Genomic DNA, 24,190 nt, shown 5'->3' on the forward strand with positions numbered 1-24,190 from the left:
CTATTTTGTTATATCTCTCGAATAGGTATAAAGATATTTACCACTTTGAAAAAGCAGAGAAAGAAAATGAAGAAGGAACTATAAAAAGAATTGAGGCTGCCTCCCTTCTTTTTGATATAATTAAAAATGGAAACATTCCTTTCAAAAGAACCATAAACAAATTACCAGGATGGGAGGTCAGCCTTCTATGAATATTATAACATATCATGAGCTTAGAAAAATATCCCCTGAAAAAGCTAGGTCTGTGTCAAGATTTTGTAGGAGAAAAATTTTTATAACTGACCTCACCGTTAAAAATCTAGGAGTTTAAAATTAGTAGTTTATATATATTGCTAATTATGTTAAATTATTACTTCAGCAAATCATAAATATCCGCTTCCTTTTTCACTTTTTTAATGTAAAATATATACTAGAATTGTTTACTTCTCAAATACCTACTGCTAATCCATTTGCTCGTGTTAATTCCTTTAAAACGTATTTTATCCATGGCTTGCTCGCAAATGGACCTTTCAGTATCGGTAATGAAACTCTTAACCATTCTTCTACGTCTTCTTCCGTGTATTTTCTTTTTTCCTCCTGCTTTGAAATCTGCATTATCTTTTTTATTTCTTCTTGTTTTAAATGCCACTTTGTTGTATAGTCTTCTAACCTGCCATTCGCTTTTTCTGATAGTATCCTACTCATTTTGTCTCCACCTTCTTCTGTCCACCTGGCTCCAAGCCGTTTCATACGTCTTGCTATGTTATGCTGAACTTGGCCTTCTATGGCTCCTAATCTTTCCGTTCCTTCAGAACCTTTTATCCCCTCCCAATTCTCCGCAAGGTATTTTAATAGCTTAACAAGTTTCTTCCGGCGTTCTCCTTTCGCCTTCTTTATTGCTTCTTCTAATGTCCTTTGCGTTTTTTCTAAGTCCCCTTGATAAATTGCTTCTCTTACCTTGTCATATGTCTCTTCATCATACCACAGGGCCTCTAACAAGTTCTTCTGCAAGTGATAAGGATCCAGTCTATATTCTGCTCCTGAAAAGTATTCTAATCCTCCTTTTGGCCATTCCGCTCCGTCCCCTCCTATATACACTTTCTCTATTTTGTCTAATTTCCATTTACTTCCTACTTTCACGTATACTTCTTCCCACATGCTCTCTCCTTCTGCTACGCCGCTTACTACTAGTTTGTTCTTTAGTCTATATCTTCCCTGTGATTCTTCTTCTTTCCCTTCATAGATTACAAAGTGCTTTTTTTCTCCTCTCTTCTTATCCGACCTCTGCAGTCTTATTACTACCCCGTCTCCTTCTATATAAAGCTTTGATGCTTTTTCTTTCCCTTCTGGTATTTGTCCATATTCAAATACAGCTTCTTTCTTTTTTTCGCTCTCCTTCTTTATCTCATCACCTACTTCCTGGACTACATTCCATATCGTCATTGAGCTAATATGCGGAAAAAGGTAGCTTAATACTTTTGCTGCCCTCCTAAAGGTCATTTCTGTGGCTAGTTTTGTCGCTATCTCCCTTATCCCCGGTGTTATTCTGGCTCCTGTCGGAATCCCCAATACTTCGTCTAAAAGAAATTTCGTCTCACCTGTCTCTTTGTTCCTGTATAACCTCCTCCTGTACGTAAATTCCCCAAAAATGCTTATCACCTGCTTCGCTCTAAATCCTATTACCTCCCACACTCTTTTATCTCGGTTCTCCATTAGCTTTCTGTCAATCTCTTCTGCTGCCCACTCAAGAAGTTGTCTTGATACTTTTTGTGTAAGTTCATGTATCCCTTTCTCTAGTTCATAAAAATCTTTGCTCTCACTTATTATTTTCATTAAACCTTGAACAAAAAGCAGGATTATCCCCATTATGTGTCGAATATCTAATAACATTCAGACCTCACCTTCCTTTGATTTGATTTTTGATTTTTTTCCCGGTGAGGTCTTTTTTCTACATCTGTACCTTTTTTTCCTGCTTCATCACCTACTGAAATTTTATACTATCAAAAGCTAGAGAAGTCGTTAGAAAAGTTTATGAGCAAAATAATTGTAATATCTCTAAAACTGCAAAAATACTTTGTATCTCAACACACACTGTCCATAGAGCTATCAATGGCCCTCTTCATGATAAATCTCGAAAACCTAAAAATTCTCCTAGAAAAGCTCTTACTCATCTAGAAAATCTTATTATTCTTGAAGCAAAAAAACTGGTCTCAAGATACAGATGTCTGGCTTTTTATTTGTATAGAAAATATGCTCTCAGAATAAGTGAAAATACAATAAAATCTATTCTTAAAAGAAATAACGTCACCAAAAACAAAAGAAAAACGAAAAAGGGTGAAAGAGGTTTATATGATTATGAAACTTTAATCCCTTTTAGTAAATTTCAACTTGATACAAAGCATCTTCTAGATAAACAAAGTCTTCCTCCTGAAATAGTTCAACATATGGAGAAATATAATTTGCCTCGTTTTGAGTGGAATATTATAGATGTCGGAACAATAACTAGATTCACGGCTTATTCTTATGAACTTTCTTCTACTTTGGGTTTTATGTTCATAACTCTAGTTGCTTTGTGGTTAAGAACTCTCAATGTGAGAAATGCAATAAATATCAGATTGGACAACGGGCAAGAATTTTGTGGAGGTAGCCACAAAACTCTTGCATAATGGAATAATATATTCTCTTCCCTCGGTGTTGTACTTTCTCCAATACCTCCAGCAACTAAACATCTCATGGGAATAATAGAAAACTCTCACAGAGCAGATGACGAATATTTCTTGATGATTCATGCTGAAAGATGTAAAGCAAAAAACGAATTCCTCGCTAAAGCTCAAAAATGGCAAGATACGTGGAATTTCTTTAGACCTCACAATGGAAAAGGAATGAAAGGAAGGACTCCTTATGAAAAATTCAAGGAGTCCAAAGTACTGGTTTCTTCTCATGTATTTTCCTTTCCTACTTTGCTTCTTGAAGATATTCTTAAAAAAGTGGGCCCTTTTTATTCCCTTCTTCAACATAAATTTAGGTGGTAAATATGTCTTCACCAAGTCCCGAAGTATTGGACCTTATGATAGGGGACAGTGAATCAGAAGAAACTACCGCGAATTCTTTTTATGGTACAAGCAAAGAGGACTACATGGATAAATAGCAGTTCTAGAACTCCCTGAGCCTTATCGAAGAAGAAAGCTTCGCACTACTAATATGTTAGAGCGGTTAAATCAAGAAGTTCGCCGTCGTAAAAGGATTATAAGGATATTTCCGAGTAAGGAATCTGGCATTCGTCTAATAGGAGCATTGTTAATGGAACAAGATGAAAAATGGGGTTCAGGGAGGAAGTACTTAGATATGACTGAATATTTCGAGTGGCAGAAAGAAATTTCAAAACAGGTGAAAGACAAGGTTATTTCAGTAAAATAACCTTTGTCACCACCGTTACTTTTTAATAACTGCCGAAGCCTCCTGGTGCCAAGAACGGGCGAAAGCCCGAGAGTAGCGTATCCTTGACATCAGGATGGCAGGAGCAGTACAATGAATTGACGGTGGTGATAAAGAAGAATTATATTCTAACCAAAGGGACTTTATACAAAAATTTAGCCTTGACCTTAATTTATCAAGTCTTCTTCATTTAATATACTGTCTTGTAAAAATTTTCTTACTTCTGAACTAAGTATTAATTTCATAAATAGTACTTTCCTTTTTATATATTTATTGCTGAAAGAGTGCTCTTAAAAGAGACAAATAGGGTACGTACTCTTTCAGATCATACATACCCTCTCCTATTTATTTGCTTATAGGCTAATCTTTATAATTTTTTATATACATCTCCACGATTACCTATAATTAAAATACGAATTAGCAATTCATTCTCTTCGATCGTAAAAATAATCCTGTAGTCTCCTACTCTTAATCTATAAATGTCATCATATCCTTTGAGGAGTCGTATATCACCTTCAGGTAATTTGCTAATTGCCTGCGCAAGTCTTTTTTGCTGCTGGGGTGGCTGGTCTTTGAAGAATTTTGCAGCTTTTTTACTAAATTGTATTTTATAATTCTTTTTCATTAATTCCAGCCTCCCTCAGCACCTCCTCAAAGGGTATAAATTCTTTTTCACTGGCAATAATTTGTTTAGCTTCTTCTATAAGTTGAATATCAAATTCATCTAATTCTTCATCTATTATTTCTTTTAGATTTTTGAGTATAGTTAAAACTTTTGCCATTTTTTCTTCGGGAATTGCATCTATTATCTTATAAGCCTGTTCTTTTAAGGTCATCGTACTCACCACCATTTTATATTCCTTCTTTCTTTATTTTACTATAAAAAATTAAAAATTAACATACCATTGTGTATTTTGTTTTTTACTTTTTTATTATGAAGGAAAAGCTCTTAACCTTAACTAGAGTATTTTCTGTAGAAAAAGCGCAGCAACTTCTAATATAAGTAAAACAATTGCTGCGCTTATGTTCTTTATATTTTTATACGTTCTTTTATTATCACCTACTGCTTGTCATTTTTAAACTGTCTAATTCTGTAGGGTTTGTCTTTTTGCCTTTCTTTGTAAGAGTTCTGTGAACTACCACCACCTACCTAGGTGGTGGCTTCCTGCTTCTTTGACCAGACTTGCTACGAAAGAAGAAAAATTTTCTCCGCAGTAGAAGCCCGATCTCCACAAGCGTGAATTCGGGTAGTTCCTACCTTATTGTTCTTTTACGCAAGCAGCACCATAGTTTCGCAAGTTTGCTACTGCATTTCCGTCTCTGTCATGAACAGCGTCACAAACAAGACATTCCCATATCCGCTCTGATAATTTAAGTTCGCTATAATAGTATCCACAATTACTGCATATTTTGATGATGGGAATGTTCTATTTGCAATAATGAGTGTCCTACCATACCACTTTGCCTTGTATGATAGATATTCTAAAAATTTTGCCCATGAGCTGTCTGAAATATGCTTTGCGAGATTTGTCTTGACAAGTCATAGTTCCCCAAGATCACCTATTGAGAAAAATAGAAAAAGTCATCAAATTTGATTTCATATATGACTTAGTAAAAGACAAATACTCCGAAAATTATGATAGACCAAGTATAGACCCAGTAGTACTGATAAAAATATTATTCATTCAATACCTATTCGGTATACCATCATTGAGGAGGACAATAGCAGAAATACAAACAAATGTGGCCTACAAATGGTTTTTAGGATATGGATTAAACGAAGAAATACCCCACTTTTCTACCTTTAGCAAGAACTATGAAAGAAGATCCAAAAATACAGACATATTCGAAAAAATATTTACGAGGATACTAGAAGAAACAATAAAACACAAATTCATAAATGTAGAAGAAGTATTCATAGACGCAACCCATGTAAAAGCAAGTGCCAACAAGAAAAAATACTACAAAGAAATAAATAGAAAAAGAGAGCAAAACTATCAAGCAAAATTAGAAGAAGAAATAGCAAAAGACAGAGAACTACATGGGAAAAAGACATTAAAGCAAAAAGAAAAAATCGAGACAAAAGAAGTAAAAGTGAACAAAACAGATCCTGACAGTGGGATATTAAACAAAAGTGGGAAAGAAAAATGCTTTGCATATTCCTTTCACACAGCCTGCGATAAAAATGGATTCATTTTAGCAGCGAAAGTAACAAGCGCAAACTTGCATGATAGCGTAATGTTCGAAGAAGTATTAGATGAAGTCATAAAGAATGTAGGAAAACCCAAGGCAGTAGCAGTAGACGCAGGCTATAAAACACAGTACATATTAAAGACAATGTTTGACAGAGGGATAATACCAGTAGTACCATACACAAGGCCAAATGACAAAAGATGGGTTTATGAAAAAACACCAATACGTATATGACGAATATTATGACTGTTATATATGTCCTTAAAACGAAATATTAACATATGTTACGACTAACAAAGAAGGATATAGAGAATACAAATCAAATCCAGAAAAATGCAAGAGCTGTCTATTAAGGGACAAATGTACAGCGAGTAAAGATTACACAAAAAGGATATTTAGGCATGTATGGGAAAGATATGTAGAAGAAGCGGAGCATTTAAGGCATACACCATACAATAGAGAAGTATATGCAAGAAGGAAAGAGACAATAGAGAGAGTATTTGCAGATATGAAAGAGAAGCATAGTTTGCGATGGACAACGTTAAGAGGGATAAAAAAATTGTCCATGCAGGCGATACTTGTTTTCGCATGCATGAATTTAAAGAAATTAGCAACATGGCTATGGAAAAAGTGCAAGGGTTTTTCAACTTTGCATGATTTTTATCCAATATTTATCAGATTATATACAATTATATCCAAATACAAAGCAAACCCCACTTTTTACATGTATAAAAAGTGAGGTTTGTCGTCAATCTGAGAGAGCCACTATAGGCTCTATTTTTTTTCGTTTTTATATTTCACCATCTCAGCAGCAAGTTTGACAGCTTCCACCATGCTTCGCTCATCGGCAATTCCCCTGCCCGCTATGTCAAAAGCGGTGCCGTGGTCAACCGACGTGCGGATGATGGGCAGGCCCACTGTTACGTTTACTCCCCTTTCAAACCCCGCCATTTTCACAGCTATATGCCCCTGATCGTGGTACATAGCCACGACCACGTCGTACTCGCCTCTTGATGCTTTCAAAAAAACCGTGTCAGGTGGCAGCGGTCCGTAAACGCTGAGACCCTGCTCCCGGGCTTTTTCCACGGCGGGCGCTATCTCGTATATCTCTTCGTCGCCGAAAAGACCTCCCTCCCCTGCATGAGGATTAAGTCCAGCGACGGCTATCCGAGGATCGCGCACCCCTAGAGAAGCAGCAGCTGTAGCTGCCAGGGTTACGATCTTGTAAACTCTTTCCTTTTTTACCATATCGCATGCCCCTCGAAGGGCCACGTGGGTGGAGACGTGCATTACCCGCAAGTTTCCCGCAACCAGCATCATGGCGTAATCCTTAGTCCCCGTCAGTTTCGCTAGTATTTCGGTGTGACCTGCAAATTCCAGGCCGGCTCTGTGAAGGGCCTCTTTATTCAAAGGGGCTGTAGCAATGGCAGAAGCTTCTCCCCTGAGGGCCATTCTTATGCCGGCCTCCAGGTACTCGTATGCCGCCCGCCCGCAGAGTGGCGAAACTTTTCCTATTTCAAAATCGGCCAGTGAAAGATTATTTACGGATATATAATTTACAAATCCATCCTGGTACTCCGCCGGCGAATCTATGCTCCTTAAAGGCACGGATATCTTCAGCAGGTTCGCGTAATACCGAAGTACTAGACCAGAACCTAGGATCAAAGGTCTTGCAAAGCTGGAAACTTCCGCCGACACCGCGGCTTTCAAGCTTATCTCCGGACCGACCCCCGCCGGGTCCCCCATGGTTATTGCCACGAGAGGTCTCATCTTCCATCCCCCCTCAAAAACTTAACCGCGTTTAAGATCGATTCATCATTTCCAAAAGCTCCGGCTTTCGTCACCACTCTAAGGCCGTCTACAGACCCTTTTATCAGAACAAGTTCAGGTATGCCCGGTTCCAGTTCAGAATTTATCCTACATCCCGCGGTGGAAAGGCTCTTCACAACGTGTATGGCCGTATCTCCACCGGTCAGCACTAAACCTCCCGGCCTTTTTGCCTCTACGATCGAGCAGGCAACTTCCCCCAAGAACTGCGCCAGAACTTCGCTGGTATCCTGTGGTGAAAGCCCTTTCCCCCTCGCTGCTATTAGTGCTTCGGATACTGCATCTTCCTCTGCCGCCGATGCTATTATTACGTCCTTTGCTGCGTTCATAAAATCCAGAACAATTTTTCGGATCCGATCTATTTCCTCTTCGGGATGCGACAAAGCCCTTTTTACGTCGAGTTTTACTAGGACGATACGGCTGTCTTCCAGCGCCTTGAACACCTGCCGTCTGGTTACCTGGCTGACGCTTCCCGCTATAACCAGCACAGGATTCTTCTTTTCTTTTTTCTCAAGAGAGGCAATTAAGGCCTCGGCCAGGCCGGCGGAACCAACCCACAGCGTTTTCTTACCCAGGTCCAGTACGCTAGTAGCTATTTTTATCAAATCGTCATCGGTTTTCGCATCAAAGGAAAATACATCGTATTCTCTCATCTCTTTTTCTATGTCTTTCCGCAGATCCCGGCTTATTTCCTCCAGGACCTTATGCTTAACCGGAACCTTCAAGCCTTCTTCCAGGATTTTTTTAACATCCGCTGTGGTAACGGGGTTTTTCGGGTCCCTAGCAAGTTCGGTCTTATCCACCGGCACGCCCTTAAGATAGTGGACACCCTTTTCTGTCGTTCGTCCGTTTTTGGGAAAGGCCGGTGCGAATATCGTCAGTTCAGGCTTAAGTCCCTCACGCAGCGCCTTGATTTCGACTCCGATGTTACCCCGGAGAGTAGAGTCGATTTTTTTATAGACCACCGCCTCCTTATACTCACCTACAATGTTTGATATTTCTTTCAGTTTTTCATAGGCAACTAAAGCCGGTATGCTCCGGGTCTCAGTATCTATCACCAGGGCGTCGGCAACATCCTCGTATTTTTTTACCCCTGCCGTACCGATCAGGGTAATCACATAATACCCGTGCTTTACCAGTTGTACCCCGGTATCATTGCTTCCGGTAAAATCATCAGCTATTACTATAACTCTATACAACTATACAACTTCCTCCCTCCTCAAAGAATTATTGTTTTTCCGCTCCAGCTTATCCAGATAGGCTACCAGCAGAGGAGCGAGTACAGCTGTAACTATTACCGAGGCTGCAATCTGAGCTGTAGCAATCTCAACCAGAGGCGCCAGGGTTGGATCGGCGGCGGCAACAGCGGCGGGAGTCGCTACGGCATTACCAGCGGTAGTACCAATAGCCGCCCCAACAGCCTTTTTCTCCCGAAAAATGTACTTTATCGTAAGATAACCTCCCATACCGGTAAGTACCACTGTTAGAAGTCCTAGCAAGAATCCTGGTAGGCCGGCCTTAAAAATAGTCCTAAAGTCCAAGGCTGCACCCAGGGGAAAAGCAAAAAACGGTATGAGGAGTTTTTGTCCGGGTTCAAGGAATTTTTTCCAGTCCTCGTCCAGATTGCCCAGCACCATACCGACCAGGATTGGGATTATGACAGCCACAAGGTATATAAATGGGATATTGGCCAGGCCGGTGGCCCCCATGGCCACCATAGTTAAGAAGGGGCCGTCATTTATGGACAGTACAGCTATTGCTCCCACGTCGTCCGGGTCACCGTACTGTGAAGCAAGTGCTGTATACAGACCACCATTGGAATTTGTGAGGGCTCCTATTATGGCGAGGGATGAAAGTCCGAAAAAGCCAAAAGGGCCCATAAATTTTCCGACGAACCATCCCAAAACAACCCCTATAAAAAGCTTTACAGCAGTGAGGGCAACGCCCTTGCTCAGAGAAACTCCAGCCTGTCTGATCGTAATCTGCGAACCGTTGCACAGCAGGAAAAGGGCAATCAGGGGCATAGCACCTTGTTTAAAAAGAGCAGTGGTAAAGCCGCCTATCTCCAGGATCTGAGGAAAAAAAGTGTTTATTGTTGCCCCAAGTAAAAGTGGAACCACCATCAAGCCTCCGGGCACCCGGTTGATAGCTCTTAATATTTTCACAGGAATTCACCTCTCCTTTCAGAAAGTGGATATGAGTTTGTATATTCCAAATTCTCTATGCTTTAACACCTCGGCTTTTGTAAGCTTGCCGTTGACGACTTCTATCATCTCTTTGAATAACCGTTCTCCAGCCTCTCTTATAGTTTCGTCGCCTTGGACTATGGTACCGGCGTTGAAATCTATGTTATCCTCCATCTTTTTATACGTATCGGGGTTAGCAGTTATCTTTATAACTGGAGCAATCGGCGAACCGGTGGGCGTACCCCTGCCGGTCGTAAAGATCACCACTTGCGCTCCGCCTGCGGTCATACCGGTTATTGACTCTATGTCCTGCCCGGGGGTATCCATGATATAAAGACCGCCCTTCTCAGCCGGTGGTTCTGCATAATCCAGGATTCCCTGTATCGGTTTCGTACCGCCTTTATATATAGCGCCCATGGATTTTTCCTCTATGGTGCTTATGCCTCCCTCGATATTGCCCGGAGTAGGCTGTCCTCCCCGCATATCGACTCCCATCGTCTTGGCTTTTTCTTCGCACCTTCTTACGATCTCCAGGAGCTTATCAGCCACTTCCCTAGAAACGGCACGCTTTGCCAGTAGATGCTCGGCGCCTATTATCTCCGTGGTCTCCGAAAACATGGATGTGCCGCCCAGTTCGATTAATTTATCTGAAACATAGCCCGCCACCGGATTCGAGGCAAGTCCTGAAGTGGTATCGGAACCGCCACATTCCACCGCAAGTATTAAATTGGATATATCCACTTCTTCCCTCTTCAGCAGTGCGGCTTCCTGCGCCATTTGTCTTGCTATTCTAGTCCCGATCTCTTCGGCTTTCAGCGTCCCGCCGCAGTCCTGAATTATTATATACTCCACCCTCTTGCCGGTCGCCGCTATTTCCTCGGCCACCTTTTCGGTAGGAACACCTTCACAGCCCAACCCTACCACCAGGGCAGCCGCCACGTTCGGATTCTTGCCGAGGCCGACCAGAGTCTTCGCGGTAAGTTCCAGGTCTGCTCCGATCTGACAGCAACCGTGCTGGTTGGCAAGCGCTACCGCTCCCTCCACATGCGAAGCTATACGCATAGCCACCTCGCTGGCACAGACAGAAGAAGGTATTATAAGTATGTGATTTCGGATGCCTACTCTGCCGTCCGGTCTAACATAGCCCATTATTTTCATTTTTTCTCACCCTCCCAATCGCCCCTGCCTCGCAGGCTTTCTATGTTATGGACATGGACATGCTCTCCTGTCTTAATGAACCGGGTAGCCCTGCCGATGACCTCTCCGTATTTTATCACGTCCATTTCCGCTTCGATGTCCTTCAGCGCAAACTTGTGGCCAAAGGGAATATCGTCTATCAATTTTACCTGCATCTCATTACCGTCCACATCCACACGCACCTCCTGCCCTTTGCTCAGATTTTGTACTGCAGTGGCTACGTTGTCTTCAGTATGTACTACCACTGCCAACTTTTTCATAAAAATCACCTCCGTAAAATGGTAAAGCAAGAACCGTGCCACATATTCTTGAAGTCCCATCCCATTACCTGAACCGCAATGGACCTGCTCCGAGCATTTATATGCCTGTTTATGCGATTATAATTTATAAAATTTTGCAACATGTAATGTTGCAAAATTAAAACTACCGCTACATTTTGCAACAACAATCTTCGCCGTCCATTATTTTTGAATCTTATTTTTTATTTTCCTTTAACTTTCTCCAAAGAGTCGTCCTGTTAACGCCCAGCTTCCGTGCAGCTTCAGATAAATTGCCTCCTGCTAACCTTATAGCCTTTGCGATGTACTCTCTTTCTATCTCCTCCAGGGGTTTTATATCATGACTCTCCATTTTCGGCATTACATCACTCTCTTCCCGTTGATAAAACCTTATATCCCCAACGTCTATTAAAGTCCCCTCGCAGAGGGCGCATGCTCTTTCTATAATGCTCTCAAGCTCCCTTACGTTTCCCGGAAAGTTAAAGGTTTTCAAAAAGTCCATTGCCCTTGAAGTTAGGCCGTTTATATACTTTCCGCAGCCAAGCGAATATTTTTTTATGAAATGGGGCACTAGCACATCCAAGTCCTCTTTTCTCTCCCTGAGAGGTGGTATATTAATCTGCAGGACGTTTATGCGATAGAACAGATCTTCCCTGAATTTGCCCTGTTTTATCATTTCAACGAGTTCCCTGTTTGTGGCGCATATTATCCTTACATCCACTGGGATTAACCTGTCATCCCCTATCCTCATAACCCTTCTTTCCTGAATTACACGGAGCAGTTTGGACTGGAGGCCCGGAGGCATTTCTCCGATCTCATCGAGAAAAATGGTCCCCCCATGGGCCAGCTCAAACAATCCGGCTTTTCCTCCCTTCCGTGCACCGGTAAAAGCGCCTTCAGCGTAGCCGAAAAGCTCGCTTTCCAGAAGGTTTTCAGGCAGTGCAGCACAGTTTATGGCTACAAAGGGGCCGTTTTTCCTCCTGCTGGCATTGTGAATGCTCTGGGCAAAAAGTTCCTTACCCGTGCCGGTTTCTCCGAATATGAGTACTGTAGAGTCGAGCAGCGCGTATTTTTTGGCCTGATTTACCACATCCTTCATCTTTTCGCTCGAATAGATAATATCATCGAATGTGTACATAGCCACCAGACCCCTGTCGGCAAGCTGCCTTCTTATTTTCTGTTCCACTTTCTGGAGCATGGTGACGTCTTGAAAGGTGGCCACCGCTCCCACGACCTCGTTCCCTACCACTATAGGTACCCGGTTTGTGGTGATCATGGTACCCAAAACTTCCTGCAACTCTCCGATCTGGGGTTTTCCTGTCTCTATCACCTCGTAAAGCCTGGTGTTGGGCACTACCGTCTCAACCTTTCGCCCGACGGCTTCGGCCGGCGGCCTTTTGAATATTTTCTCGGCCATCCTATTGTATATAGAAACTCTGCCCTCTTTATCTATGGCGATAATTCCATCGTGCACGAAGTCTACTATGGTCCTGATCTGTTCGGCTTTTTCTTTCTCCGCCTTGAGTGCTTGGGCCAGCCTGAAAGACTCGCTTACAGCAGCAGCCACGGCTTCCTTTCCAGAGGTGATGAGGCGGCTCTTCAGCCCTAATCTTTTGGCACTGTAAGCGCCGATCGTGTCCCCTATAATTAAACTTACACCCTTTTCTTTGGCTGCGGCAACCTGCCGCAGGCCTTCTTCCTCTTTTTCGATGACCACCTTAATTAAATTTAAATCTAATATCTCCCCGATAACTTCGCAGCCGTATATTACATTTTTATATCCGGCTACACCTATAATTTCTTTGCACCCTATCAATCCGTTAAACTGCCTTAAAATGTCGAAAGCACTTACCTTAATTTCCACTACAGGCACAGAAACTGATTCTTTTATAAGCTGGTACGTGCCCCCTCGACTTATTATGATATCGACACCCTTTTTCTCCCATTCTCTGGCCACCTTGACACCTTCGCTCAAATCTCCTAGCTCCAGTTCGATATCGACATTCAGGTCTTTTTTTACTGTAATTGCGGTCTCCAGCAAATCTCTATAAGGAGCAATAAGCACAATTTTCATTTGTGATTCACCCCCGTACGCCAATCAGGGCCTGGGATTGAATTTATGTTGATAAGCCTTCAGGTTATAAAATTTTTTTCTTTCAAAGGCCATGCTTCCTACTTGAAATTTACTTCTATTTACTTATTAAAGTAAATGCCTTTGGAACATCATTGATAACTTGTTATTCTTTTAAAATTAACGCTTTTCTATCAAAGTCGCTAATTTTTATAACTCAACGATGTTAAATACATCATAAATACATCAAAAATTTGTAAATATCCCAATAATATGTGTAAAGCAGCTTGATAACCCTGATTTTTAATGAACTTTTATAAATTGCAATATGCCAAAAAATTTGTTTTAAAAAACTTTTTATAAATTTTACATTTTAAAAAGAGTCTAATATTTTAGGCTATAATAAATTCTTTGAATGCTTTTTTCTGATACTTACATTCTATTCTTTAAGCAGTTCTTTTAACTGCTCTACCGTATATAAATTTCCCCTAAATTTAATTTTTTTAGGTAGTTCTACTGTATTAGCAACGTTACTGCTAACAAATTTTTGTTTTAAAGCAAAATCTAGAATCTAGAACTTTTCGTATGTTTGTATGGTGTTTATATACAGTATTGGGGAACAATTCAGCTTCTTCAATCAAATATTTATAGTAACTTTGGATGTGTTAACCTTTGCAAATTGTATATTGCCCAACTTGGGGATAATGTATTTGTCTAATATATGTCTGTATGCAGTTTGTGTTGTTTTTTTCATTTTTGATTTTTACGTAATTATCAAACCAGTAATTTAAAAATTCTCCAAAGGTCACCTCAGTGGGGATAACAAAACAATTTTGCTGCAATTGATACTCTTGTTCTGTCAAAATCTTTTTAGCTTCTGCTTCAGAATTAGCAGTGAAATATCTTCTAATTCTTTTTTCATTTATATCCTTCTCCAACTCAATTATTACTTGATATTTATTACCTCTCTTTTTAATCGAACCCACTTTACTTTCTCCCTTTTGGGAGAATATAAAAAAACTTGACTACCTAGCGTGTAGTCAAGGATGAGGTTCTGAAATTGTCTGACAATTTATGTAGTCAAAATGTAGTCAACAATGTCTTTGTAAAATTCTTCAAAATCCTGAAACCCTTGATTTTTTATGGTGCGGGAGAAGGGACTTGAACCCATATGCCGCTTTAGGCACTAGAACCTGAATCTAGCGCGTCTGCCAATTCCGCCACTCCCGCACAAATTCAGGCCCTCACTTTTCTCTTTAAAACTGGTGACCCATCCGCGACTCGAACGCGGGACACCCTGCTTAAAAGGCAGGTGCTCTACCTCCTGAGCTAATGGGTCACATAATTGGCTGGGATGGCAGGATTCGAACCTACGAATGCCAGAGTCAAAGTCTGGTGCCTTACCACTTGGCTACATCCCAGCATGGGGTGGATAGTGGGACTTGAACCCACGACCTCCAGAGCCACAATCTGGCGCTCTAACCAACTGAACTATATCCACCGCACAATAAATGGTGCGCCTGGAGAGATTCGAACTCCCGACACACGGCTTAGAAGGCCGTTGCTCTATCCAACTGAGCTACAGGCGCATATTGGAGCGGGTGATGGGAATCGAACCCACGTAACCAGCTTGGAAGGCTGGGGCTCTACCATTGAGCTACACCCGCATGTGTTAACTTACTTGAGATTTCAGAAGAATTTTCCTCGCTTGTTTCTTAATCCGTCTGACATTTTTAGATTATATCAGATGCCTTTATCTTTGTCAACACCTCGTTTTAAAAATTTTTTCTGGATTAAATTGTATAGAAAACATAAGAGGGGTAATTCCCCACTCTTACGTTTTCTATGCTTCTTTTAGCACTGAGACTTCTTCTAAATTCACTAATCTTGGGAATATACCAGTCTTATCAATTGTCACTAATGCTATAGTTTTTTTTGCACCTTCTCTTGGCAAAGAAGGACTGCCTGGATTTAAAAGTAAAATATCTTCATGTTTTGAAATCATAGGGATATGAGTATGCCCAAAAAATACAGCATTTACTCCCAATTCTCTTCCTCTATCTAAAATCGTTTGATACTCGTATTTAACATAATATCTGTGTCCATGAGTTAACAAGATTTTTTGGCCTTCTGTTTCAATTACTTTCTCCAATTCATCTTTTGTAGGGAAATCACAATTCCCTTTAACATACTCTAATGGAATCCCAAACTCTTGAGATAATTGAATAGCATCTGAAGCATTATCTCCTAAATGAATAAGATAATCTATTCCTTTAAGCTCCCGCAATTTTTTTCTAACCAGCGCAAATATACCATGTGTGTCGCTAATAACTGCTAAAACCATTTATTTTTCCTCCAGACGTTTTAAAATATAATTTTTTAACTTCATAAGAGCATCAGCTCTATGACTTATCTTATTTTTTTCTTCCATAGTAAGTTCTGCCAAACTCTTTTCTAAATTATCGACATAAAAAACTGGGTCATATCCAAAACCATTTTTACCTCGAGGATGATCTAAAATGTGCCCTTCTAATTTACCTTCTAATAAAGTTTCTTTTTCCCTTTCTACCACTGCTATTACTGTCTTAAAATAAGCTTTTCTTTTTTCGTAAGGAACGCCCTCTAATAGTTTTAATAATTTTTTGTTGTTATCTTCATAGGTAGCATTTTCACCAGCAAATCTTGCTGAATATACTCCAGGTTGTCCATTTAAATGCTCCACAAACAATCCTGTATCGTCAGCTATAACAATTCCATCAACCTTTTCTTTTAAAAAGCGAGCCTTGATAAGAGCATTTTCTTCAATCGTATTTCCTGTCTCTTCTATGTCTTCTTTTATACCCAAGTCTGCCATAGAATAAATTTCAACAGGATAGCCTTTAAAAAAATTTTTTATTTCTTCAGTTTTGTGAGGATTGTGGGTTGCTATTATTATTTTCAACTGAATCAACTCCTATTTTATCTACAATATCTGAAAGAACTTCTTTTTGAATTTTGATAATCTGTTCAATCCCATATTCTGCAAGGCTTAAAAGGTCTGTCAAATTCTGCTTTGTAAATGGTCCACCTTCACCTGTTCCCTGTATTTCTACAATTTCTCCTTTGTCTGTCATAACTACATTCATATCTACTAATGCATTCGAATCTTCTTGAAAGGATAAATCTAAAAGCTCATTTCCCTCCACAATTCCTACACTTACAGCCGCAACAAAACCTTTCAAAGGAATCTTAGGGATGTCACCTTTTTCTACCAATTTGTTAAGTGCATCTGCCAATGCTATAAATGAGCCTGTAATAGAAGCTGTTCTTGTACCCCCATCTGCTTGTATAACATCGCAATCTATCCATATAGTCTTTTCTCCTAACACATCCAAATCCACTACAGACCTTAAAGAACGGCCTATAAGCCGCTGTATTTCCATAGTCCTTCCACTAGGTCTTCCTTTAGTTACTTCTCTTGGATTCCTTGTTTCAGTTGCTCTTGGCAACATACCATACTCACTGGTTATCCAACCCTTACCTGTACCTTTTTGAAATGGAGGTACCTTATCCTCAATGGAGGCAGTGCAAATGACTTTTGTGTTTCCCATCTCAATTAGCACTGAACCTTCAGCAAACTTATTAAAATTTCTTGTAATTTTTATAGGTCTCAGTTCATTAAATTCTCTTCCATCAATCCTGTTCATTTCTTCAACCCTTTCATTTCATAAAAATAGTTTAAAGTTAATTTATTCTGCTTTATTGTTTTTATCGCTCAATATTATTTTAAAACCTTTATTAATATTTTACAAGAACATAAAGACAAAAAAATCTGGTTTAAAAAACCAGATAAATCAAGGATTGTTATTTGCATCATTTGTGCTATATACAGAATTAGAAACAGTCGTAGAAATACTTATACGCAAAAGCTATACTATATGAGGCTAAAATTGCTACAACCATTGCAACAAATAATGCTATTTTTTCACTAAAAGCCCCCTTTTGGTGAAAAAATTCGACTTCAAATATATCATAATACATTAACATTACAAAATGATTACAAACTCATTACAATTTCTTAACTTTATTAGTAATTACATATATTGTATCGGTTAAATGGATTAGTTTTTTGAGTTTTAGGAAAAATAAAAAAGGGAGGTGGCACTTGTGACTAATATAAATTGCACAGCCGATTGTATTTATCAAAAAGAAGGAAAATGCACTTTATCTAATCTCTCACAGATGACCAAAATCAATGAATTAATTGATGATAATATCAATAAAAACAACGTCAACGGTGAAAATTCAAGTATCAATTGTGCATATTATGTAAAAGCAAAAAAATAACAGCAGAATGCTGTTGAAAGCTTGTTGACAAAGTCAGTTTCGCTTTTATGCGTAGAGGTATGGCAAATTTTCTTTTGAAGAAGAAATTCAAAAGGATGTGGAAGGCATGTAGCTATACCAAATGGCAAGCTATAAAAATGTTCTCCATCTTTGTAGTTCATTTTTGTAGTTTATTAATGATAAATGAGCTACAGAACGTATGTTGAAAAGAGTTTACATATATTGTGGAAGCCAAATAAAAAAGCCGGCCGTCAGCCTTAAAATGCTGTTTGGCCGGTATTTTATCTAATATAGGTGACATGCTACAAAGTGGTTCTTTTCCACTTCTTTGAGTTCCGGTTGCTGTTCGGTGCAGATGGGTTTGGCGTACCTGCATCTTTTGGCAAACCTGCAACCTTTCGGCGGATTGATGGGACTGGGTACGTCTCCTTCCAGCAGGATCCTCTCCTTTTTCCTCTCGGTCTCCGGATCGGGAACCGGTATGGCCGAAAGAAGCGCCTGCGTGTACGGATGCAAGGGCCTGTTGTGAAGGTCTTCAGACGTAGTCAGCTCCACAACATGCCCCAGATACATAACTGCAATCCTGTCGGAAACGTACTTTACCATGCTCAGGTCGTGAGCGATGAAGATATAGGTTAGTTTTAGCTTTTGCTGGAGTTCCATAAGCAGGTTTATAACCTGTGCCTGTATGGAGACGTCCAAGGCGGAAATGGGCTCGTCGGCGACTATGAATTTCGGTTCTACTGCCAAGGCACGTGCGATACCTATCCTCTGCCTCTGTCCACCGGAAAACTCGTGGGGGAATCGGTTAGCGTGCTCCTTGTTCAGGCCGACAAGGCTTAAAAGTTCGTATATTCTATCGGTACGTTCTTTGTTCTTATATAAGCCGTGGATATCAATACCTTCTCCTATTATATCCCCCACAGTCATCCTGGGATTCAGCGAAGCATAGGGGTCCTGGAATATCATCTGAACCTTCCGATTGAATTCCTTCAACTGCTGGCCGGTTAGCTTGTGCACATTTTTGCCTTCAAAAAGCACCTGTCCTGCAGTGGGTTCGTAAAGTCTTACTATCGTCCTTCCCAGAGTGGTCTTGCCGCACCCAGATTCACCAACGAGGCCCAGGGTTTCGCCTTCTATTATCTGTAGATTCACGTTGTCGACGGCCTTTAAAACCGCACCCCTACCCACATTAAAGTATTTTTTCAGATTCTTTATTTCGACAAGAGGAATTCTTTCAACCGTCATGTAAAGTCACCCCTTTTCCTACAGGCGGTTTCACTTTTGGAGCCATGGGATGCATCAGCCAGCAGGCCACACTGTGGCCGTCGCCCACCGTGAATTCTTCCGGATACCTCTCGTAGCATATCTTCATAGCGTATTCGCACCTGGCAGCGAAAGGACAGCCCACCGGAGGAGCAAAGAGGTCTGGCGGCGTGCCGTCTATGGAAGCCAGCCTCTTGCTTTTATCCAAGTCGGGAGTGGGTACCGACATCAGCAATCCCCAGGTATAGGGATGACGCGAGTTGTAAAATATATCGTCAAGGCTGCCACGCTCGATTATTTTGCCCGCATACATGACCAGGACCCGCTCGGCCAAATTGGCCACGACGCCCAGGTTATGGGTGATTATTATAATGGCTGTGTTTAACTTTTTCTGCAAATCCCTCATCAGGTCCAGGATCTGTGCCTGTATAGTTACGTCCAGAGCCGTCGTCGGCTCATCGGCTATAAGAAGTTTGGGGTTGCAGGCCAGTGCGATGGCTATCATCGCTCTTTGCCTCATGCCGCCGCTAAACTCGTGAGGGTACTGGTTGACACGTTTTTCCGCATTGGGTATGCCTACTAACTTCAGTATTTCTATGGCCTTTTCCCTGGCTTGTTTAGGTTTCATTTTCTGGTGTTTTATAAGGCTCTCGGCGATCTGAGCGCCGACCTTCATAGTGGGGTTCAAGGATGTCATGGGGTCCTGAAACACCATACTTATCTCGGAACCGCGGACGTACTCCATCTCTCTTTCTGACAGTTTGGTTATATCCCTGCCCTCAAATATAATCGAGCCTTTTTTAATAATTCCTGGAGGCATGGGAATCAGCCGCATTATGGACTGCGCAGTTACACTTTTACCACAACCGGATTCGCCCACTATAGCCACAGTTTCACCTTTGTTTACATCAAAACTAACACCTCTTACCGCTTTGATTTCCCCCGCATAGGTTTTGAACGAAACTTCGAGATCTTTAACTTCCAAAAGTTTTTCCATCTTTTTACCTCCTTAACTGCGAAGTCTTGGATCCAGTGCATCCCTTAATCCATCGCCGAGGAGGTTAAGGGAAAGCATTGTTGTACTTATAAAGAATGCCGGTATGAAAAGCTGGTAGGGATATACTCTAAAAGATTGGGCACCGTAAGATGCCAGCTGACCCCAGCTTGAATGCGGAGGAACTACACCAAGACCTATAAAGCTTAAAAAGGCTTCAGTGAATATAGCACTCGGAACAGACATAGTAAGGTTTACCAAAATTACGCCCATCGCATTTGGTATCAAGTGCTTCCAAATTATTCTTGAATGACTTGCTCCGAGTACTTTTGCTGCCAGTACAAATTCTTGTTCTTTTAACTGAAGAATCTGCCCGCGGACAAGCCTTGCCATACCAACCCATCCGCCAATAACCAGTGCCAGAATCAACGGCATAATACCCTGCCCGAGGACAACCATCATCAATATAACAATTATCATATATGGAATAGCATACATAATATCAACAAACCTCATTATGATCATATCAACTTTACCACCAAAATAACCCGAGATTCCCCCCACTAGAACACCTATTACCGCGTTCAAAAGCGCTGCCACAAAACCAATCATTAAGGATACCCTTGCGCCCATCCATGTGCGTGTCCACAAATCTCTTCCTAAGGAATCTGTTCCAAACCAGTGCCTGGCTGAAGGCGGCTGGTTAATCTCAGAGGGGTTTGTAGTTCTATAGTCGTATGGAGTCATATAAGGTCCAACTATTGCCAGAAAAGTATAAAGTATAATTATTATTAATCCCAGCATTGCTGCTTTATTTTGCTTTAACCTTCTCCATGCATCCTGCCAGTAGGTAATGCTTGGCCTTGCTATAGCCTCCATTTCACTTATATTTTTGCCTACATGAGTAAAAAGTTCCTGAGAAAGTTCTCCCGCACTGTTCTGCATCATCTTTTTACCTCCTATTTCCCTGCAATCCTGATTCTCGGGTCTATAAAACCGTATATAATGTCAACTATAAAGTTTGCTGCAATTAAGAATAGACCATAAAATACTGTCATTCCAAGTACCATCGAATAGTCTAAGTTTTGAATGCCTAAAATGTAGAATTTTCCAAGTCCAGGGATTGCAAAAATTTGCTCTATAACAAATGTACCGGTGAGAAGTGTAGCTGTTACAGGTCCAAGGACTGTAATTACCGGCAAAATAGCATTTCTTATTTGATGTCTCCATACTATTTGTGATGGTGAAAGGCCTTTTGATTTCGCAGTCTTAATATAGTCCTGATTGACTACATCGAGCATACTTGCCCTCATAAGCCTTGCCATTAGTGCAATGGAACCCAGGCTTAAAGCAAAAGTCGGCATTATTGTGTATGCAAAACCCTTCCATTGAGCTACAGGTAAGAGTTTCAATTTGATAGAAAAAATATATTGTAGAAGAGGCCCTATCACAAAGCCGGGAACAGAGACACCCACGATAGCAATAAACATACTGAGATAATCCAGGGGTTTATTGCGATTTAAAGCTGCAATTATTCCCAAAGAAATACCTACAATTGTAGCGAAAATTACAGCTCTTATCCCGAGATCGGCAGAATAAGGAAATGCCTGTGCTATGACTTCATTTACCGTTCTATTTCTATACCTTAAGGAATATCCCAGATCGCCTTTTAAAAGGTTTGAAATGTAGGTTATATACTGGACGTGAAGCGGTTTATCAAAACCATAGTATTCCATCATGTTTTGCTTAATCTCCGGAGTAACTTTTTCACTCAAAAATGGATCTCCTGGAAGGAGCCTTACGAGGAAAAATACTATAGTTACAAGGAACCATGCAGTAATTAAAGAAACCACTAATCTATTTAGTATATAGCGGGCCATTTACTTACCTCCTTTTTACGGTTTTCCAATAATACTTTATTGTTTTCAAATCATCATAGATGGAGGTATGTGCTTTCGCACATACCTCCATTATGAATGAGAAATTAGTTTTTCCCTTCGACATCAGCATAGATAAAGTCTGGATCTGCACCGATAAAGTTCCTGACAAGGCCTGTTACATAATCTTTTTTTGTCCAAGCCCTTTGCCTGAAGTAGACAGGTACAATTGGCCCTTTTTCAAGGAGCAGTTTTTCTGCTTCAAACATGGCATCAGCGCGCTTTTTGAAGTCTCCAGTTGTTTTTGCAAATTTTATGAGTTCATCGTATTCTTTGTTGCTCCAGCCAGTATTGTTGTGCCCGCCGCCAGTGACCCAGAGGTCTAAATAGGTCATCGGGTCGTCATAATCTGGGCCCCAGCCAGCAAATACGACATCGTAGTCACTCTTGTTCATAAGTTCAAGCCTTTGCTTGAAAGGAACCTGTTTTATGGTCATTTCAATACCCAGGTTCTTTCTGAGCATATCCTGAATAATTTCTGCGCTCATCTTAGCCCTGGAGCTATCATCGGTTAGTAATTCAAATTTGATCTTTGATGGATCACTGAGGTTGAGTTCTTTTAAAGCTTTGTCAAGGTATTCCTTCGCTTTTGCAGGGTCGGCCTTTTTAGGATAGAATTCATACGGATATTCCTCTGCGAATTTCTTTTCTACACCGGAAAGGAGTGGTAGTACATATCTTGTTGCAGGATCGGAGACGCCTCCCAGCACAGCTTTTATATAGTCTTCCCTATCGAGCGCAAAGCCGACAGCTTTCCTGAAGTTTTCGTTGGCAAGCCACGGTTTGCCGTCCTTTTTTACGTTGAACTGGAGGTAGAATTCTGCACCATCATAGTAGAAGAGAGCTTTGCCTTCGTTCTTTACCTGTTCAACAAATTCTGGTGGAATTCCTACAAAATCAAGTTCTCCATTTTCATACATTTGCCATGCTGTATTGACTTCTTGTACAATAGGTATTCTTACCCTATCAAGCTTTATGGCATCTTTGTTCCAGTAATTGGGGTTTTTTTCCAAAATGAGTTCCTGTTCGTGCTTCCACTCTTTCAAGATAAACGGACCATTGTAAAGGAGTTTGTCAGCGTCTGCCGCGAACTTCTCTCCCATTTTCTCTACAAACTCTTGCTTGACAGGCATAAAGGAGATGAAGTTCAAAAGACTTTCAAAATACTTAACCGGCACGTTAAGTTTGATTTCCAGCGTCTTCTCGTCGAGGGCTTTTACGCCAACCTGGTTAGGATCAGTTATCTTGCCCGTATTGTATTCTTCACCGTTTACAATATAGTAGCCCTGAAAAGCATATTCCGATGCAGTTTCTGGGGCGAGGAGCCTTTTTATCGCATATTCAAAATCATAAGCTGTTACAGGTGAACCGTCGCTCCACTTTGCATCTCTCAAATGGAAAGTATAAGTCATCTTATCTTCAGATACTTCCCATTTTTCAGCCATTCCGGGATAAACTTTACCGTCGTATACTCTTACAAGCCCTTCAAAAACAGCATTTCCAACCATAATAGCATAAGTGTCGGTCGCTTTCTGTGGGTCAAGGTTCGGAACTTCTGCCCCAATCGCAAAAACTAATTCTTTTTCTTTGAGCTGCTCCTGCTGCTGTACGCCCTCAGCCTGATTAGTAGGTTGCTTGCTACATCCGGCGAAGACTCCTGCTACCAGCAGCAGTATGAGGACAAGGGCTAAACTTTTCCTTAACATTTTATCCCCTCCCAAATAGTTTTAAAGTTTATATTAACTTTTTTCCGTATAATATCCCCCCCGACAATCCCCCCTTTCAGTCCATGAAAAAACAAATTAATTAATACTGTACATTTTTACAATACTTGAAAATTTGCTATCTAATAGAAGACACAGAAAATTTGTTTGTAACACATACGTTATATATGGTATATCATATATCTTACAAGATTCTTTGTCAAGAATTAGGGCGTGTATTTTCCTAAATGTCCACCCTTCAGAAACTTGGAAATATATAATTGTCGTATTAGCTTTCAGAAATTTTGTGATATAATCGGTATGCACTTATTCTGATGCCTCTTTTTTAATCCCCCTTACAATTTTATTTATATATTTATTTTATTTTGTAGATGTCTATCATTATAGCATATTTAATGGTTGTTGACAATACATCTAAAAACATAATCTACGCCTCATCTACTAAGTATTTATATCCCACATCTTCTTTTTATTTGTAATATGTCCTTTCATATTCTATCGTTTCAAGCAGCATTATTATCATTTTCTTATCTTTCCTCACTACTATCCATCTCTCTTTTCTCTTTTTGCCCTCTTTTATTATCTTGTCCAATTCTCTATAAATAGCACCTCTACTTTCGTTCTTAATTCATCTGTCTTTTTCTTGATTTCTAAAATAATCTCTGTAAGCAATAGAAAGAGTGTATTTATCAGATTATATACAATTATATACAAATATAAATCAAGCTCCACTTTTACATGTATAAAAAGTGGAGCTTGTTATCAATCTGTAGCCTA

The 24,190-nt window shown here is 40.4% G+C and carries 20 protein-coding genes, 6 tRNA genes and 5 pseudogenes; 5 read left to right on the top strand and 26 right to left on the bottom strand.

Annotation, left to right across the window (positions count from 1 at the left end; translation table 11 throughout):
- Window positions 1–187 precede the first annotated feature (187 nt).
- Complete coding sequence (locus tag THEBR_RS12655) at window positions 188–310, top strand: hypothetical protein (RefSeq protein WP_003868173.1); 123 nt, start codon at window positions 188–190, stop codon at window positions 308–310.
- Window positions 311–426: 116 nt separating this feature from the next.
- Here THEBR_RS12655 and THEBR_RS08465 read toward each other — a convergent pair whose 3' ends face one another.
- Window positions 427–1,869: an ISLre2 family transposase gene (locus THEBR_RS08465; RefSeq protein ID WP_003868174.1), complete on the bottom strand. Its 1,443-nt coding sequence runs from the start codon at window positions 1,867–1,869 to the stop codon at window positions 427–429.
- A 104-nt stretch (window positions 1,870–1,973) separates the two neighbouring features.
- On the opposite strand from THEBR_RS08465, the pseudogene THEBR_RS08470 reads away from it, so the two are divergent.
- Window positions 1,974–3,063 (top strand): annotated as a pseudogene (locus THEBR_RS08470) (transposase family protein).
- A 63-nt stretch (window positions 3,064–3,126) separates the two neighbouring features.
- Window positions 3,127–3,396, top strand: a pseudogene (locus THEBR_RS11860) (transposase); the annotation flags it as partial.
- Between the two features lie 385 nt (window positions 3,397–3,781).
- Here THEBR_RS11860 and THEBR_RS08475 read toward each other — a convergent pair.
- The 3 genes and pseudogenes from THEBR_RS08475 to THEBR_RS12800 form a co-directional block, all read right to left on the bottom strand.
- Window positions 3,782–4,039, bottom strand: coding sequence for a type II toxin-antitoxin system RelE family toxin (locus tag THEBR_RS08475; protein WP_003868179.1), 258 nt, complete (start codon window positions 4,037–4,039; stop codon window positions 3,782–3,784).
- On the bottom strand, window positions 4,023–4,265 hold the full coding sequence (locus THEBR_RS08480; protein WP_003868180.1) for a hypothetical protein: 243 nt from the start codon (window positions 4,263–4,265) through the stop codon (window positions 4,023–4,025). The genes THEBR_RS08475 and THEBR_RS08480 overlap by 17 nt, the downstream gene beginning before the upstream one ends.
- A gap of 408 nt (window positions 4,266–4,673) precedes the next feature.
- Window positions 4,674–4,927: pseudogene (locus THEBR_RS12800) on the bottom strand (zinc ribbon domain-containing protein).
- Window positions 4,928–4,956: 29 nt separating this feature from the next.
- On the opposite strand from THEBR_RS12800, the pseudogene THEBR_RS08485 reads away from it, so the two are divergent.
- Window positions 4,957–6,346: pseudogene (locus tag THEBR_RS08485) on the top strand (IS1182 family transposase).
- A 35-nt stretch (window positions 6,347–6,381) separates the two neighbouring features.
- Here THEBR_RS08485 and pdxA read toward each other — a convergent pair.
- From pdxA to rph, 16 genes are all read right to left on the bottom strand, one after another.
- Window positions 6,382–7,377: a 4-hydroxythreonine-4-phosphate dehydrogenase PdxA gene (pdxA, locus tag THEBR_RS08490; protein ID WP_012269549.1), complete on the bottom strand. Its 996-nt coding sequence runs from the start codon at window positions 7,375–7,377 to the stop codon at window positions 6,382–6,384.
- On the bottom strand, window positions 7,374–8,633 hold the full coding sequence (locus THEBR_RS08495; protein WP_012269550.1) for a four-carbon acid sugar kinase family protein: 1,260 nt from the start codon (window positions 8,631–8,633) through the stop codon (window positions 7,374–7,376). Before THEBR_RS08495 ends, pdxA begins: the two co-directional genes overlap by 4 nt.
- On the bottom strand, window positions 8,634–9,599 hold the full coding sequence (locus THEBR_RS08500) for a 2-keto-3-deoxygluconate permease (protein ID WP_012269551.1): 966 nt from the start codon (window positions 9,597–9,599) through the stop codon (window positions 8,634–8,636).
- A gap of 18 nt (window positions 9,600–9,617) precedes the next feature.
- Entirely contained in the window at window positions 9,618–10,778 is a 1,161-nt protein-coding gene (locus THEBR_RS08505; protein ID WP_003868185.1) for a UxaA family hydrolase, read from the bottom strand.
- Window positions 10,775–11,077 carry a UxaA family hydrolase gene (locus THEBR_RS08510; RefSeq protein WP_003868186.1) on the bottom strand — a complete coding sequence of 101 codons (303 nt, stop codon included), beginning with the start codon at window positions 11,075–11,077 and terminating at the stop codon, window positions 10,775–10,777. Before THEBR_RS08510 ends, THEBR_RS08505 begins: the two co-directional genes overlap by 4 nt.
- A gap of 214 nt (window positions 11,078–11,291) precedes the next feature.
- A complete protein-coding gene (locus THEBR_RS08515; RefSeq protein ID WP_012269552.1) occupies window positions 11,292–13,169 on the bottom strand; it encodes a sigma-54-dependent Fis family transcriptional regulator in 1,878 nt (625 codons plus the stop codon).
- Window positions 13,170–13,803: 634 nt separating this feature from the next.
- Window positions 13,804–13,920, bottom strand: coding sequence for a tyrosine-type recombinase/integrase (locus tag THEBR_RS12805; RefSeq protein WP_156770936.1), 117 nt, complete (start codon window positions 13,918–13,920; stop codon window positions 13,804–13,806).
- Window positions 13,921–14,309: 389 nt separating this feature from the next.
- Window positions 14,310–14,396, bottom strand: a tRNA-Leu gene (locus tag THEBR_RS08525).
- 33 nt (window positions 14,397–14,429) lie between these two features.
- Window positions 14,430–14,505 (bottom strand) — tRNA-Lys (locus THEBR_RS08530).
- Window positions 14,506–14,512: 7 nt separating this feature from the next.
- A tRNA-Gln gene (locus tag THEBR_RS08535) sits at window positions 14,513–14,587 on the bottom strand.
- Window positions 14,588–14,590: 3 nt separating this feature from the next.
- Window positions 14,591–14,667, bottom strand: a tRNA-His gene (locus THEBR_RS08540).
- A gap of 11 nt (window positions 14,668–14,678) precedes the next feature.
- A tRNA-Arg gene (locus tag THEBR_RS08545) sits at window positions 14,679–14,755 on the bottom strand.
- A 4-nt stretch (window positions 14,756–14,759) separates the two neighbouring features.
- Window positions 14,760–14,833, bottom strand: a tRNA-Gly gene (locus THEBR_RS08550).
- Between the two features lie 176 nt (window positions 14,834–15,009).
- Window positions 15,010–15,510, bottom strand: coding sequence for a metallophosphoesterase (locus THEBR_RS08555; protein WP_003870473.1), 501 nt, complete (start codon window positions 15,508–15,510; stop codon window positions 15,010–15,012).
- Window positions 15,511–16,107, bottom strand: coding sequence for an XTP/dITP diphosphatase (locus tag THEBR_RS08560; RefSeq protein ID WP_004405389.1), 597 nt, complete (start codon window positions 16,105–16,107; stop codon window positions 15,511–15,513).
- Window positions 16,067–16,852 carry a ribonuclease PH gene (rph, locus tag THEBR_RS08565; protein ID WP_003870475.1) on the bottom strand — a complete coding sequence of 262 codons (786 nt, stop codon included), beginning with the start codon at window positions 16,850–16,852 and terminating at the stop codon, window positions 16,067–16,069. The genes THEBR_RS08560 and rph overlap by 41 nt, the downstream gene beginning before the upstream one ends.
- A 460-nt stretch (window positions 16,853–17,312) precedes the next feature.
- Here rph and THEBR_RS08570 point away from each other — a divergent pair, with 460 nt between their 5' ends.
- Window positions 17,313–17,492, top strand: coding sequence for a hypothetical protein (locus THEBR_RS08570; RefSeq protein WP_003868191.1), 180 nt, complete (start codon window positions 17,313–17,315; stop codon window positions 17,490–17,492).
- Between the two features lie 285 nt (window positions 17,493–17,777).
- On the opposite strand, the gene THEBR_RS08575 is transcribed toward THEBR_RS08570, so the two are convergent.
- The 6 genes and pseudogenes from THEBR_RS08575 to THEBR_RS12135 form a co-directional block, all read right to left on the bottom strand.
- On the bottom strand, window positions 17,778–18,740 hold the full coding sequence (locus THEBR_RS08575) for an ABC transporter ATP-binding protein (RefSeq protein ID WP_003868887.1): 963 nt from the start codon (window positions 18,738–18,740) through the stop codon (window positions 17,778–17,780).
- Window positions 18,730–19,755 (bottom strand): ABC transporter ATP-binding protein, encoded by a 1,026-nt coding sequence (locus THEBR_RS08580; protein WP_009052145.1) that lies wholly within the window; start codon window positions 19,753–19,755, stop codon window positions 18,730–18,732. The genes THEBR_RS08575 and THEBR_RS08580 overlap by 11 nt, the downstream gene beginning before the upstream one ends.
- Window positions 19,756–19,767: 12 nt before the next feature.
- The gene (locus tag THEBR_RS08585; RefSeq protein ID WP_012268613.1) at window positions 19,768–20,700 is read right to left on the bottom strand and encodes an ABC transporter permease; all 933 of its coding nucleotides are present in this window, start codon (window positions 20,698–20,700) and stop codon (window positions 19,768–19,770) included.
- An 11-nt stretch (window positions 20,701–20,711) separates the two neighbouring features.
- On the bottom strand, window positions 20,712–21,632 hold the full coding sequence (locus THEBR_RS08590) for an ABC transporter permease (protein WP_003868872.1): 921 nt from the start codon (window positions 21,630–21,632) through the stop codon (window positions 20,712–20,714).
- 104 nt (window positions 21,633–21,736) lie between these two features.
- Window positions 21,737–23,395, bottom strand: coding sequence for a peptide ABC transporter substrate-binding protein (locus THEBR_RS08595; protein WP_012269555.1), 1,659 nt, complete (start codon window positions 23,393–23,395; stop codon window positions 21,737–21,739).
- A gap of 490 nt (window positions 23,396–23,885) precedes the next feature.
- Window positions 23,886–24,082 (bottom strand): annotated as a pseudogene (locus tag THEBR_RS12135) (UPF0236 family transposase-like protein); the annotation flags it as partial.
- Window positions 24,083–24,190: the final 108 nt, after the last annotated feature.

The organism is Thermoanaerobacter brockii subsp. finnii Ako-1 (assembly GCF_000175295.2).
Classification (GTDB): Bacteria; Bacillota; Thermoanaerobacteria; order Thermoanaerobacterales; family Thermoanaerobacteraceae; genus Thermoanaerobacter; species Thermoanaerobacter pseudethanolicus.

What these genes read in the sequence shown, in the direction of transcription:
- THEBR_RS08580 (WP_009052145.1), bottom strand. Translation starts at nt 19,755, where the DNA reads ATGGAAAAACTTTTGGAAGTTAAAGATCTCGAAGTTTCGTTCAAAACC.
- THEBR_RS12805 (WP_156770936.1), bottom strand. Translation starts at nt 13,920, where the DNA reads ATGAAAAAAACAACACAAACTGCATACAGACATATATTAGACAAATAC.
- THEBR_RS08590 (WP_003868872.1), bottom strand. Translation starts at nt 21,632, where the DNA reads ATGGCCCGCTATATACTAAATAGATTAGTGGTTTCTTTAATTACTGCA.
- rph (WP_003870475.1), bottom strand. Translation starts at nt 16,852, where the DNA reads ATGAACAGGATTGATGGAAGAGAATTTAATGAACTGAGACCTATAAAA.
- pdxA (WP_012269549.1), bottom strand. Translation starts at nt 7,377, where the DNA reads ATGAGACCTCTCGTGGCAATAACCATGGGGGACCCGGCGGGGGTCGGT.
- THEBR_RS08555 (WP_003870473.1), bottom strand. Translation starts at nt 15,510, where the DNA reads ATGGTTTTAGCAGTTATTAGCGACACACATGGTATATTTGCGCTGGTT.
- THEBR_RS08465 (WP_003868174.1), bottom strand. Translation starts at nt 1,869, where the DNA reads ATGTTATTAGATATTCGACACATAATGGGGATAATCCTGCTTTTTGTT.
- THEBR_RS08575 (WP_003868887.1), bottom strand. Translation starts at nt 18,740, where the DNA reads ATGACGGTTGAAAGAATTCCTCTTGTCGAAATAAAGAATCTGAAAAAA.
- THEBR_RS12655 (WP_003868173.1), top strand. Translation starts at nt 188, where the DNA reads ATGAATATTATAACATATCATGAGCTTAGAAAAATATCCCCTGAAAAA.
- THEBR_RS08510 (WP_003868186.1), bottom strand. Translation starts at nt 11,077, where the DNA reads ATGAAAAAGTTGGCAGTGGTAGTACATACTGAAGACAACGTAGCCACT.
- THEBR_RS08475 (WP_003868179.1), bottom strand. Translation starts at nt 4,039, where the DNA reads ATGAAAAAGAATTATAAAATACAATTTAGTAAAAAAGCTGCAAAATTC.
- THEBR_RS08515 (WP_012269552.1), bottom strand. Translation starts at nt 13,169, where the DNA reads ATGAAAATTGTGCTTATTGCTCCTTATAGAGATTTGCTGGAGACCGCA.
- THEBR_RS08505 (WP_003868185.1), bottom strand. Translation starts at nt 10,778, where the DNA reads ATGAAAATAATGGGCTATGTTAGACCGGACGGCAGAGTAGGCATCCGA.
- THEBR_RS08585 (WP_012268613.1), bottom strand. Translation starts at nt 20,700, where the DNA reads ATGATGCAGAACAGTGCGGGAGAACTTTCTCAGGAACTTTTTACTCAT.
- THEBR_RS08480 (WP_003868180.1), bottom strand. Translation starts at nt 4,265, where the DNA reads ATGGTGGTGAGTACGATGACCTTAAAAGAACAGGCTTATAAGATAATA.
- THEBR_RS08595 (WP_012269555.1), bottom strand. Translation starts at nt 23,395, where the DNA reads ATGTTAAGGAAAAGTTTAGCCCTTGTCCTCATACTGCTGCTGGTAGCA.